We start from the raw sequence: 13,214 nt of genomic DNA, 5'->3' as shown, positions 1-13,214 counted from the left end.
GATTCTAAATCCTCAACATATTTCAAAAAAAATAACCCAATAGATTTTTAAAATCTATCGGGTTTGCTATTTGATATAAACAAATATTCTTTTTATGTAAACCGGACTGAAGTCCGGCCCTACAATATAATTCGTTCCTTTGGAACTATAAAAGCCTTTGGCCTGATCTATATTTTAGGGCCGGGTTACGGTTTAAACCAGCGAAAACCAGTTTAAAGCTGCTTAATCTGTGGCCAATAATTATAGACAAAGCTTTGCGATCTTCATAAAATCATGAACATTAAACATAAAAAACTTAGCGTTCTTTGCGTAACCCTTCGTGCACTTTGCGGTAAAAAAAAACTTAGCATCTTAGTGCCTTAGAAACTTAGTTACTAAGAAAAAACAACCGTCTTATTACTATAAACCATAGTCTTACGTTCTGCATGCAGTTTTATAGCGCGGGCCAGAACAATACGTTCCAGGTCTCGTCCTTTCATGATAAAATCATCAACGGAATGTATGTGCGAAACTCTCGCAATATCCTGTTCGATAATTGGGCCTTCGTCTAATTCGGCTGTAACATAGTGGCTGGTTGCCCCAATAATTTTCACACCACGCTTAAAAGCTGAATGGTAAGGCTTTGCGCCCGGAAATGCAGGTAAAAACGAATGGTGGATATTGATGATTTTATTTTCGTAAAGCGAGATCAATTTAGGGGTAATGATCTGCATATAGCGCGCCAAAACGATAAAGTTGATTTGGTAGCGTTGCAATAATTCAATTTGTTTGGCTTCGCCTTCTTCTTTATGGTCTTTGGTAAAAGGAACGCAGTGAAACGGAATATCAAATCGTTCTGCAATCGATCTTAAATCGTTATGATTGCTAATGATGAGGGGAATTTCAACATTCAGTTCTCCGGCGCTGTAACGTCCTAAAATGTCAAACAAACAGTGATCGTATTTGGATACAAACAGGGCCATTTTTGGTTTTTGTTCCTGGTTGTACAAATCCCACGACATATCAAAATCAGAGGCAATAGTCTGGTCAAAATCGATTTTCAGATCTTCAATTGTAATATGATGATTGGTCAGTTCACATTCCAATCGCATAAAAAATACATTTTGCTCTACATCAACATGCTGGTCAATGTAGGTAATATTTCCTTCTACTTTAGCGATAAAAGTAGTCACTGCGGCGATAATTCCTTTTTGGTCTTTACAGTGAATCAGAATGGTTATTTTTTGCATTTTAGTTTATTGGTGGGTTGTTTATAGTTTTTTGATATTTGCCACGAATTTCACAAATAGAATTAGTGTAAATTAATGAAATTCATGGCGAAAAATTATTTTTTATCCTGCATAGCAAACACTTTTTGTAGTAAAGGTGTTGTTCTTGCATTTATATTGGTACGGATGTCTTTTTCTTCAACAGCAATCATTTTAAAAACACCAGCCAAAGCCTGATTGGTTGTATAATCAGTCAAATCCGGGTTTACTTTTTTTACTAAAGGGATCGTGTTGTATTTGTTGATGATATTTTTCCAAACGACATCAGCACCCACTTTTTCAAAAGAGCTTTTTATCACCGGATTAAATTTTCCGTACAAAGCCGTAGTAGTACCTTTTTGTAAGTAAGTGGTGGCAGCACTTTCATTTCCTAATAAGATGTTTTTAGCATCTGTGAATGACATGTTTTTTACAGCCGAAACAAATATTGGGGTAGCTTCTTTTACAGCATCTTCGGCAGCACGATTGAGTACTTTAATCCCCTCATCAGCAAGAGAAGACAATCCAACTCTACGCAACGTCGCGTCAACTTTTTGCAATTCTGCCGGCATTAGGATCTTTACCGCTTCATTTTTATAAAACCCGTCTTCGGCAGTCAGTTTACTCACTTGTTCTGTGATTCCTTTGTTTAAAGCCTCTTTTAATCCGGAAGCAATATCAACGCCGCCCACTCCTGCAATTTGAGTAGATAATCGTGAAAGTTTTTGGGCTAAAGTTTCTTTTACCTGAGCATAAGAACTTAGAGAAATACAAAGCGATAAAATTAAAATCTTTTTCATTAGGTTGGGGTATATATAAGTTTCAAAAATACTACTTATTCAAAAATAAAGCCACAATTTTATTACTGGAGCATAAGAATTTGTTTTATAATTAACATTCGTCCCGCTGTTCGTTGTAATCTTTTGCTTTTAAAAAAAAATCAAAAGGATTTCCACTGCCATCGGGGCTGGATGAGCCTTTTTCGGGTTTTTAAGGCGTGACGGTTTTGTGTTTTAAAATTCAATTCGAATTGGGATATAATCACCATTTTTTTGGAGAAAGTAAGCTAAAAATATAGAAGGGCTGAAAAAGTTTCGCCACGAATTACACTAATTTACAAGAATTACTTCATAATAAATGCACCTAAAATTGATGTCATTCATGGTGTGCCTTCAATTATATAATTGATAATTATTACGATGAAAAATAATTGAATACAGTACCCTATCCAAATATTTCTTTTTTCAAATTGCAGTATAAATTGATCACTTAGTTTCCCTCTAAAACCTTTTATCATCCAAAAGAAAAAGGCACCAATCCAGAGAGATGTTAGTTGGGCAGCGAAAGGCTCTTTTGCCATAATTTGGTTTATTTAATTTTGCAACGTGCTCTTCTTGTGTGATCTCTCATTCTTCGAGATGACATAAGTGCGATTGAAATAACTTAGAATCTTAGCAACTTTAGCCACTACGCATCTTAAAAATCACGGCCAATACATCCTGACATTATAATCCCAATATATTTTGCTGGAGATATAAGTCGGTTGAAATTCTCTTATCGGGAGGTTGTTCTGATCGAATAATTCTACCCGTATAATTTTTTCGTTGGTATCGTCTTTTAAATCAATATTGCCCTCTGCAGCATCAATTAATTTCTTTTTCTTTACATATAAATCGGGTTTTTCGATAATAAAAGCGACGCCTGCTTCATTTTTGGATTCCCTTTCTCCGGCTAAATTGCCATTTGTATCAAATGTCTCAATTCGTTGCACATACCCATTTTTATAATAGAAAAGCTGATAGGCAATTCCACCATGCTGTATTTGTAATTTTTGATTGGCGACACGAAAACGGAGTATTTGTTTTTTAGCATTGGTAAATTCAATGGGACCATTTCCTTTTTTATCAATGTAATTAGATAAAACTTTGACAGGTTTTGAAAATTGTTTTACTCTATTGGTAAAAACCTGATATTTGGCATCAGATTGTGCTGTTGCGCAAATACATTGCAGTAAACTAAGAGATAAAAAGAATAATTTCATTTGTTTGGTTTGCTGCTGATACTTTTAATTATACTCCCCATTAATATTTTTACGGTTTATTTGTTTAATGCCGTTTTTGGTAAAAGTATAGGTAGATTCTTCCTGCCATCTCCATGTTTTTTGTTTTTCTGAATCTTCACCAACTGCACTGTAAATAATTTTGATGGTATTTATACTAGTCATCATTTTTATTTCAGAAAAACGATCCTGAATTTTTGCTGAGGATTCCGTTTTTTGACAATATTGTAATCTTTCCAGAACTTTTGTATCTTCTTTAAACCATTTTTTCAAAAAAGACAAATGGGTATCAGAACATTGATAGCCTAAATTAAGTGCTGAAAGAAATTTACATTTCAAATTGCTTGCATCTGCTTTTTTATCGCCATCCCAATGACATTCATTGCTAACATCAGTTGCAATATAACCTAAAGCGGCACGCTGCTGATCAGTTAATGTTTTGATGTAATTGGTATTGAGTTGAAGTACACCATTTTGGTCCAGCCACAATATTTTGATATAAATATCCTGCACTACAGTAGCTGTAGAGGATTTGTTTATTGTGGTTTGGGTTGTTGCATTTGCTTGGGAAAATACTGAAGTGCAAAAATTAAAAAGAAATAATAAAGTAAGCAGGCGGATAGTCATGATCAAAAAATGTAAAAATTTATTGTCGATAAAGGTACTGTATCTAATATTGTTTTTGTCAATAAAAAAGGCAGAAACCTGTTAAGGAAATCTGCCTGTATTTTATATGTAATTATTGCTTCAGTAAATCAATCTCTTCTTTTGTAGCTGTGATAAAAACGCTCATTTCGCTGTATTTCCAGGTACCTCTTTTTTCTGCAACCACAAATACAGTTCCTTTTCCTTTTGGGCCTTTTATCGGAATTTGTAAGTTACAATTTCCACCGTCGTTGATCATATTAATGCTGCCCGAAGTCATTCCGTCATCTTCAATTGGACTTCCGAGTTTCTCTATCACCAACTTATTTTTTTGTAATTCATAGCTCCTTTATAGGCATCAGAATCTTTCATCATCGAAGTAACGCCAAAGAAAATGCTGGCGATAAATACGATAAAAATCAGTAAAAGGCTTACACATCCTGTTGGTACGAACCATTTCCAGTTTCTTTCCCACCAACTTTTTCTAACTTCAACATAATCATCTTCCATAATTAAAATATAATTTTAGATTTGAGTTTCAGGTTAGAAAGATACTATTATTCTATTTAAAATTTAAAACAAGGACATTCTTTTTGGTTTTCAAAAAACGGTATAAATAATATGATAAGGTTAAAGACTAGTACATCATGTTGTGTCCGCGGACGTGACCTATTTCAATTTATTTTTTTTCTGTTTCCAACATAGAATAAAGTCCTTCCCGTAGAAGCATCAATTTCAAATTTTTCTTCGCGTATTCCATGAGGAATAAAAGTGCACGGAATATCAATAAAGTACTTCATTAATTGAAAGCTTCTGGAGAGAGAGGATACATAATTATTGTTCCTGATCTGGTCTTTTTCATCCATTAGATTGATACCATACTCGTGTTTCATTTTCTGTACCAGGTCCTGCCAGCTAAACGGATACGGTTTGTCGTGATTGATCTCTTTTATTAACTCTTGCTGCTCATTATATTCTCTTTGAAAACCAATAACACAGTCATAGAAGCTTTCTATTTCCTTTGTGAGATTAAGGGTTTTCTTATCATATTTATACCTTTTTTTTATTGGTGTATTCAAATAGATGATGCTTTCCTGATAGCAATCGTTGTGTTCTATAAGATAAATTTCAACATTATCGCCTTGTGCATTTATAGTGTTATATCGACAGTGGTTAGTGTTGTCTTTTTTATGGTTTTTAAATGCTTCTAAATCGAATTTTCTCATTCTGGTTGTTTTTTACAATTCTAATTTTAGTAAAACGGAAAATTTTTTCTTTCTCTAAATTTTCTTCTTTTCTGAATATTCCTTTTGGATAATCCTCACGTAGATAAATTGTCCAGCCACTTTTATTTTTTTTTATCAAATTCAAAATGGTCGGGTATCAGTAAATTGCTATTTGAAGGTTCAATAAAAATGGAATATTGGCTCAAGCAGGTTTTGCTTTTTTTTCTGTCAGAAGGAGTGATCGTGCTGGCAAAGCGACATCCCAAAAGAATATGTTCAAATGCCATGGCCTGCACTTTTTTTTCTACGATATTGGTGTAGTCTGAAATAAGGGAGTCTGCATCAGATTTTTTAGCTTCTATTATTAAACTGCCAATATTTCTTTTTAAATCCTGATGATTGTTTTTGCCATTCATAAAAAAACAATAAGAATTAGTGCCCAACTTCTCATTTTTTTGTTGTTTATAATAGAGCTGTAATTTATTTACAACCTTTTGTATGAATGCTATTGTGAATAAGGTACTTGGATTTCTTTACTCTATTCATACGGTTTTATCAATAGGAAATGATAAGTGGTTCTCATAAGACAGTTTTATTTTGACTGTTTTAGGCTCATTCATTAACTTTTGACCTAACGGCAAAGATTCATTTTAATTCATGAAAATTTATACCACAATAAGATTTAAAACCAATAAATTAGGGTATTGTTAGGAGTTAAGGGGATGAAAAAAGTAAAATGAAAAAAGTAAGATGAAAAAAGTAAGATGAAAAAAGTAAGATGGAAAAAGTAAAATGGAAAAAGTAAAATGGAAAAAGTAAGATGGAAAAAGTAAGATGGAAAAAGTAAGATGGAAAAAGTAAGATGGAAAAAGTAAGATGGAAAAAGTAAGATGGAAAAAGTAAGATGGAAAAAAGATTACTATGCCAATAAAAATGGCTTGCTTCAATAAAGAAACAAGCCATAAAATATTTTAATTTAAAGGTATTAGTTCGCTACTACTGCTGCCTGAGGAGAAAGAACTTCACTATCTCTTTCATATACATCCTGATAGAAACCAATTTCGCCATTTTCATTTACCAGTGAAGTGAAGTAAGTGATATAAATAGGCACTTTTTTGGCCAATTTAAAACTGTTTTCTGTTTTACCCGCCATCGCTTTATCAATTTTATCGGTAGTCCATTCAGGATAATCTTTAAGCATTGCTACAGCTAATTCTTTTGCCATTTTTACGTTGATACAACCATGACTAAAAGTTCTTTTTTCAAAATCGAATAAAGTTTTAGACGGTGTATCGTGCAAATAGATATCATCCGGGTTTGGAAACATAAATTTTACCAGTCCTAATGAATTGTCCGGTCCTGGTTTTTGTCTTACCTGACCATTTACAATTTCCATATTTTTTTCTGCCAGATAATTTTTATCTGCAGCGATTTTACCTTTTAATTCATTGTTCACAATACTTTGCGGCACTGTCCAGTAAGGGCTGAAAACGATTCTGTCAATTTCACTGTTAAAAATGGTTGTTTTAGTCAATGGCGCACCAACAAATACACTAGAGGTCAATTGAACTTTTCCGTTTTTAACATAAATTAATTCATAAGAAGGAACATTGACTAAAACATACTCATCGCTGGCGGCAATCTGTGCTGAAATAGCACGGCATCTCTCCATGTTCAGTTTTAGTGTTTCCATTTTATCAGCAAGTGGCACATTCATTTCTTTAATATGTTCTTCTGCTAAAATGTAGTTGGGTTTAAAACCATTACGCACTTTATATTTCATTACAGCGTCCATCAGTTCACGGTCGTAAACATTACTTTTGGAATTGTTTTTTAGATCTCCTAACAGATACAATCTGGTTCTAACCTGGGCAATCGTGTTTGAAACAGCATCCGGGCGTAAATCTTTATAAGGAGTTTCTTCCGGAACAATAGGTTTCCATTTATTAGAGCGCTCTATTTTTTTATATTTTTTCAGAACGTCTTGTAATTTGTAATATTGATCGTATTCTACTTTTACATCTTCAGTTGTAGAAGCAGTTGCTTCTTCGATAGTGCTGTAGTTTAGAAAATCTTTCAGCATAGTATCATAAGACACTTTTTTCTTAGTATCTGAATTGCTTTTTTTTTGCGTAAGCAATATATAATGAACTTAAAAGCATATCAGCATCTGTTTTAGATAGCTTTGTTGCTGAGGAAGAAAAAAGTGCATCAATTTCATTTTGATAAGGAACAACCAAATCATTTGTTTTTTTAGCTTTTTCGTATAATGCAGTCCCAAATTCATTAATATCATCTTCGTCAAACCAGATCGTTCCCAAAGTTCTGTTTTTGTATAACGACATAACATCTGATTTGTATTTTTTTAGATCTGAATATCTTTTAAAAAAGTCATTTGAAAGTTCGTCTGAATCATCAGATTCTGAAGGGTTATAAACTGCTGCAATAGAGGACGTTTTTTTATAGGAGTGAATGCCGTTTTCTGCTCTGCTAAAAGAAGATACAAGAAAACTCAAACTTAAAATTACGGTGAGTGGATAAAATGTTTTCATTTTTTAAATTTTTACGATTTATTACTTAACGGTAAAAGTTTTGGGTAAAAATTTGGGGCTTTTCTACCATGCTAAATTACTTTAGATGTCTGTGAAACAAGTTGTTGTATTTGGTTTTAATTTTTCAAGATTTCCATGTTATTAACAATTCTATAAGACTTATATAAGATAAATCAGATAAGTATTCAAAATGTTACCCCTATAGATTTAGAAAGATATTTTTTTTTGTTAACAAAAAGATATTAGCATAACCAAACATTATAATATTTTGTAAATTGCTCCCTTAAAATTATCATATTCATAAAATGGAACAACAAATACCATATATTCCTAAAAATAAAGTAAGAATTGTAACGGCAGCCTCCCTTTTTGATGGTCATGACGCGGCGATCAACATTATGCGTCGTATTATTCAGTCGACCGGAGTCGAAGTAATTCATTTGGGTCATGATCGTAGTGTCGAAGAAGTGGTGAATACCGCTATTCAGGAAGATGCCAATGCAATCGCCATGACATCTTATCAGGGAGGTCACAACGAATACTTTAAATATATGTATGACTTGCTTCATGAAAAAGGAGCGGGACATATCAAAATTTTTGGCGGCGGCGGCGGCGTAATCCTGCCAAGCGAAATTGCTGAGCTGCAGGATTATGGTATTACCAGAATTTATTCTCCGGATGATGGCCGTTCTCTAGGTTTGCAAGGAATGATCAATGATTTGGTCGAACGTTCTGATTATCCTATTGGAGATCAACTAAACGGAGAAATCGATCATATCGAAAATAAAATCCCTACAGCCATTGCACGATTAATTTCGGCAGCAGAGAATTTCCCCGAAATTGCCAAACCGGTTTTTGACCAGATACATACCAGTAATACCAATTCTAAAATTCCGGTTCTTGGAATTACAGGAACGGGTGGAGCCGGAAAATCATCTTTGGTAGATGAATTGGTTCGTCGTTTTTTAATAGATTTTCCTGAAAAAACAATCGGATTGATTTCTGTCGATCCTTCGAAACGTAAAACGGGCGGAGCATTGTTAGGAGACAGAATTAGAATGAATGCCATTAATAATCCTCGTGTTTATATGCGTTCGCTGGCAACACGTCAGTCGAATTTGGCATTGTCTAAATATGTTGCCGAAGCGATTCAGGTGTTAAAGGCCGCAAAATATGATTTGATTATTCTGGAAACTTCCGGAATTGGTCAATCCGATACTGAGATTATGGACCATTCTGATGTATCCTTATATGTAATGACTCCGGAATTTGGAGCGGCGACACAATTAGAGAAAATTGACATGCTTGATTTTGCTGATTTGGTAGCTTTGAACAAGTTCGATAAAAGAGGTGCCCTTGACGCCATTCGTGACGTGAAGAAACAATACCAACGCAACCATAATTTATGGGATAAAAATCCGGATGAAATGCCGGTTTTCGGAACCATTGCATCGCAGTTCAACGATCCTGGAATGAACACACTTTATAAAGCGATCATGGATAAAATTGTCGAAAAAACAGATTCAGATCTAAAATCGACTTTTGAAATTACACGCGAAATGAGCGAGAAAATCTTTGTGATTCCGCCTCACAGAACGCGTTATTTATCTGAAATCGCAGAGAACAACAGATCGTATGACGAAAGTGCACTTTCGCAACAAAAAGTAGCACAGAAATTATACGGAATCTTTAAAACGATTGAATCGGTTTCAGGAAAAGTTCCGCAAATTAATAAGGCAGGAATCGATGACTCGACCGTTTTACCAAACGCAGCCGAAACACATGACGAAAACAGAATCTTCCTTAACCTTTTACTGAATCAGTTTGATAAAGTAAAAATGGACTTAGATCCTTACAATTGGGAAATTATCCTAAGTTGGGACGAGAAAGTAAACAAATACAAAAATCCGGTTTATACGTTTAAAGTTCGTGATAAAGAAATTAAAATCGCGACCCATACCGAGAGTTTATCACATATTCAGATTCCGAAAATAGCGTTGCCTAAATACGAAGCCTGGGGGGATATCCTGCGTTGGAATTTGCAGGAAAATGTTCCGGGAGAATTTCCGTTTACTTCAGGATTGTATCCGTTCAAGCGTGAAGGCGAAGATCCGTCAAGAATGTTTGCAGGCGAGGGCGGACCGGAAAGAACCAATAAACGTTTTCATTATGTGAGTGCAGGATTGCCGGCAAAACGACTTTCGACTGCTTTTGATAGTGTGACTTTATACGGAAACGATCCCGACATTCGTCCTGATATTTACGGAAAAATCGGGAATGCCGGAGTTTCTATTTGTTGTCTTGATGATGCCAAAAAACTGTATTCAGGTTTCGATCTGGTACACGCTTTAACATCGGTAAGTATGACCATCAACGGCCCGGCGCCAATGTTGTTAGGCTTTTTTATGAATGCCGCAATCGATCAGCAATGCGAGTATTATATTAAGGAGAACGATTTAGAAAAAGAAGTTGAAGCTAAAATCAACAAAATATACAAAGACAAAGGACTTGAACGCCCAAAATACCAGGGCGATTTACCGGAAGGAAACAACGGTTTGGGGTTAATGCTTTTGGGTGTTACCGGAGATCAGGTTTTGCCTCAGGAAGTGTACAATGATATAAAAGCCAAAACTTTATCACAGGTTCGTGGTACGGTTCAGGCCGATATTCTAAAAGAAGATCAGGCGCAAAACACCTGTATTTTCTCTACCGAATTTGCGTTAAGATTAATGGGCGACGTTCAGGAATATTTTATTACCAAAAACGTTCGTAATTTTTATTCCGTTTCGATTTCAGGATATCATATTGCTGAGGCAGGGGCGAACCCAATTACGCAATTAGCCTTTACGCTTTCTAATGGTTTCACTTACGTGGAATATTACCTGAGCCGTGGCATGAGCATCAACGATTTTGGACCGAATTTATCATTCTTCTTCTCCAACGGAGTAGATCCTGAATATTCAGTAATTGGTCGTGTGGCGCGTAAAATTTGGGCGAAAGCCATGAAAAACAAATACGGAGCCAACGAAAGAGCACAAATGCTAAAATATCATATTCAGACTTCAGGACGTTCGTTGCACGCTCAGGAAATTGATTTTAACGATATCAGAACGACTTTGCAGGCTTTGTATGCCATTTATGATAACTGTAATTCATTGCACACTAATGCTTATGACGAAGCAATTACAACACCAACCGAAGAATCTGTGCGTAGAGCCATGGCGATTCAGTTGATTATCAATAAAGAATTAGGTTTGGCGAAAAACGAAAACCCAATACAAGGTTCGTTTATCATCGAAGAATTGACCGATTTGGTAGAAGCTGCCGTTTTACAGGAATTCGACCGAATCACAGAACGTGGCGGAGTTCTTGGCGCAATGGAAACAATGTACCAGCGTTCTAAAATTCAGGAAGAAAGTTTGTATTATGAAACCCTGAAACACAACGGAGATTTCCCAATTGTGGGTGTAAATACGTTCCTGAGTTCAAAAGGTTCTCCTACGGTAATTCCGGCAGAAGTAATTCGCGCCACCGAAGAAGAAAAACAATACCAAATTACGATGCTGGATAACTTACACCAGTTTCACGAAGCAAAAGTAAACGAGCATCTTAACAAACTACAGGAAGCTGCCATTAAAAACGAAAACTTATTCGACCATTTAATGGAAGCTACAAAGGTTTGTTCGCTGGGTCAGATTACTTCGGCATTGTTTGAAGTTGGCGGGCAGTATAGAAGGAATATGTAGAATTTAAGATTTTATATTTATGGAAAAACCTCTCAGATAATGGGAGGTTTTTTTGTTTCACTGGAGATTACTGTTTGCTGTGCGAAGTCTCCTGACTTCGCACAGCTAGTGCGAGCGTCCCGCTCGTGCACCCAAAGTTTATATAACAAAATTAAAATTCAGTTGATGTCCACGAGTTGTTTACATTACAGATTATACTTTTATATAATTTACAAAGGCTTTTTTCTTAATATGTCATCGTAAAAAGCGTCTTCACAGATTATAATAAAAATTGCAACGATCATTCCAAAGATTCCTCCTATATATGAAGTAAAACCTTTATAGATTACAATTGTTAATTCTCCTAAATGTATTTCACTTGGTAAAAAGAACGAAGAAATAAAATATATAAATCCCAATATAAATCCAACTTTTTTGTGTTTACTTGGAATGAATACAATTGAAGAAAAAATTATTCCAACTATTCTAACACAATTGCAAAAAAATCTAATAGATTCTGAATCATGTTTAGGGTAAAGCTCATTTGTTCCAAAATAGGTACTAGACATTCTGATTGTTAATTCTAACAATAAACAAGTTAGAATTGTTACTGGAATAAAAGCAATTAATTTCAAAGTATTTATTGCCTTTAAATTAAATTTAAATGAAAATATTTTTCCCCAAGTATTTTGATATTTTATTGATTTTTTAATCAACTGTTGTAATAACAGTGGAGATGAATTATTTCTATTTAAATAAGTTATATCTAATTGTCTTTGTAGTTCTTCTTGCTGCAATCTTTTAAAGAAACGCGTTAAAAAGCTTAGTATTATCAATATTAAAGGAACTATACAGACAATTATATCTAATGTAATCCATTTCATTTTTTTACGAAAATAGTAAAATTAAAGCTATAAATTATTAATTCTTTTTTATAGTGTTGCACCCCGCTCTAAGAAGTCTTCACTTTTGCTGTGCGAAGTCTCCCGACTTCGTACCCGTTCCAATAATCCACGAAGAGAATAAAAAATAATAATTTTGGAACGGAATATAGAGCCCCTGATATTATCAATATTATAGGAACTAGGCAAACAATTATACTAATATAATCCATTTTTTTTTTACGAAAATAATAAAATTAAAGGTATGCTATGATTTATATGTATTGTTGGCGGTAGTTTTAATGAATATAATTTCCAAAGTCTAAAATCAATGATTTATTGTCAGAATGAATAAAAAGAACTCTGACTAAACTTCCATCTTTTGTATCAATCAAATATTCATAACTGGTTACAATCCATAAGTCGGTCAGTTCAAAAATGTTACTTTTTACTTTTTCTACTAATTGATTTAGAATGTCAATATGATAATTGCTTTTGAATATATCAGGCGCTTTGTTGAATGTAGCTAAATGGTCAAGGCACCATGAAAAATTCTCATTTATTCTCTCTTTGATGCTATCAATATCTTTTCTTGTTGGTTGAATCTTGTTTATAAAAAAAAAATCTGTATCAATATTGTTTGGAGAGGGGAATATAAATCGATCCCGATCATTCAATCTTTTGTTGATGCTAATTTTTATATCGAGAATTGTCGGATTATATCCGTCTGACAATACATTCATGAAATCAGAAAACAAACTAATTGAATTTTCCAATAACTTTGTCCGAGTCAATTCATCTTCATTAATTACCATATACTTATTGAAATTAAGATTAACTTGCATATGTATGACAAAATCATACAGGCCACCAAATATA

14 protein-coding genes are annotated in these 13,214 nt (G+C 34.2%); 1 reads left to right on the top strand and 13 read right to left on the bottom strand.

Annotated elements, in window-relative coordinates; all coding sequences use genetic code 11:
* Positions 1–374: 374 nt before the first annotated feature.
* The 11 genes from purU to ACQY44_RS17625 form a co-directional block, all read right to left on the bottom strand.
* Positions 375–1,229, bottom strand: a complete 855-nt coding sequence (gene purU / locus ACQY44_RS17675; protein WP_428231621.1) for a formyltetrahydrofolate deformylase — start codon at positions 1,227–1,229, stop codon at positions 375–377.
* 95 nt (positions 1,230–1,324) lie between these two features.
* Positions 1,325–2,047: a DUF4197 domain-containing protein gene (locus ACQY44_RS17670; RefSeq protein WP_428231620.1), complete on the bottom strand. Its 723-nt coding sequence runs from the start codon at positions 2,045–2,047 to the stop codon at positions 1,325–1,327.
* A gap of 359 nt (positions 2,048–2,406) precedes the next feature.
* Positions 2,407–2,607, bottom strand: a complete 201-nt coding sequence (locus tag ACQY44_RS17665) for a hypothetical protein (RefSeq protein WP_428231619.1) — start codon at positions 2,605–2,607, stop codon at positions 2,407–2,409.
* 123 nt (positions 2,608–2,730) lie between these two features.
* Positions 2,731–3,288, bottom strand: coding sequence for a hypothetical protein (locus tag ACQY44_RS17660; protein ID WP_428231618.1), 558 nt, complete (start codon positions 3,286–3,288; stop codon positions 2,731–2,733).
* A gap of 24 nt (positions 3,289–3,312) precedes the next feature.
* Positions 3,313–3,933 carry a hypothetical protein gene (locus tag ACQY44_RS17655; RefSeq protein ID WP_428231617.1) on the bottom strand — a complete coding sequence of 207 codons (621 nt, stop codon included), beginning with the start codon at positions 3,931–3,933 and terminating at the stop codon, positions 3,313–3,315.
* 112 nt (positions 3,934–4,045) lie between these two features.
* Positions 4,046–4,270: a cytochrome c oxidase assembly factor Coa1 family protein gene (locus tag ACQY44_RS17650; RefSeq protein WP_428231616.1), complete on the bottom strand. Its 225-nt coding sequence runs from the start codon at positions 4,268–4,270 to the stop codon at positions 4,046–4,048.
* Positions 4,267–4,461 (bottom strand): hypothetical protein, encoded by a 195-nt coding sequence (locus tag ACQY44_RS17645; RefSeq protein ID WP_428231615.1) that lies wholly within the window; start codon positions 4,459–4,461, stop codon positions 4,267–4,269. Before ACQY44_RS17645 ends, ACQY44_RS17650 begins: the two co-directional genes overlap by 4 nt.
* A gap of 164 nt (positions 4,462–4,625) precedes the next feature.
* Positions 4,626–5,177 carry a hypothetical protein gene (locus tag ACQY44_RS17640; protein WP_428231614.1) on the bottom strand — a complete coding sequence of 184 codons (552 nt, stop codon included), beginning with the start codon at positions 5,175–5,177 and terminating at the stop codon, positions 4,626–4,628.
* A gap of 122 nt (positions 5,178–5,299) precedes the next feature.
* Positions 5,300–5,593, bottom strand: a complete 294-nt coding sequence (locus tag ACQY44_RS17635) for a hypothetical protein (protein ID WP_428231613.1) — start codon at positions 5,591–5,593, stop codon at positions 5,300–5,302.
* A 569-nt stretch (positions 5,594–6,162) separates the two neighbouring features.
* Positions 6,163–7,275, bottom strand: a complete 1,113-nt coding sequence (locus ACQY44_RS17630; protein ID WP_428231612.1) for a L,D-transpeptidase family protein — start codon at positions 7,273–7,275, stop codon at positions 6,163–6,165.
* Positions 7,276–7,282: 7 nt separating this feature from the next.
* Complete coding sequence (locus ACQY44_RS17625) at positions 7,283–7,729, bottom strand: hypothetical protein (protein ID WP_428231611.1); 447 nt, start codon at positions 7,727–7,729, stop codon at positions 7,283–7,285.
* Positions 7,730–8,034: 305 nt separating this feature from the next.
* On the opposite strand from ACQY44_RS17625, the gene ACQY44_RS17620 reads away from it, so the two are divergent.
* Positions 8,035–11,475 carry a methylmalonyl-CoA mutase family protein gene (locus tag ACQY44_RS17620; protein ID WP_428231610.1) on the top strand — a complete coding sequence of 1,147 codons (3,441 nt, stop codon included), beginning with the start codon at positions 8,035–8,037 and terminating at the stop codon, positions 11,473–11,475.
* Between the two features lie 209 nt (positions 11,476–11,684).
* Here the strand turns inward: ACQY44_RS17620 and ACQY44_RS17615 are convergent, their stop codons facing one another.
* Complete coding sequence (locus ACQY44_RS17615) at positions 11,685–12,338, bottom strand: hypothetical protein (RefSeq protein WP_428231609.1); 654 nt, start codon at positions 12,336–12,338, stop codon at positions 11,685–11,687.
* 296 nt (positions 12,339–12,634) lie between these two features.
* On the bottom strand, positions 12,635–13,150 hold the full coding sequence (locus ACQY44_RS17610) for a hypothetical protein (RefSeq protein ID WP_428231608.1): 516 nt from the start codon (positions 13,148–13,150) through the stop codon (positions 12,635–12,637).
* Positions 13,151–13,214: the final 64 nt, after the last annotated feature.

It is taken from the genome of Flavobacterium sp. (genome assembly GCF_965277525.1).
GTDB lineage: Bacteria > Bacteroidota > Bacteroidia > Flavobacteriales > Flavobacteriaceae > Flavobacterium.
Note: the sequence above shows the minus strand (reverse complement) of the source record. Positions and strands in the feature narration are given on the sequence as shown.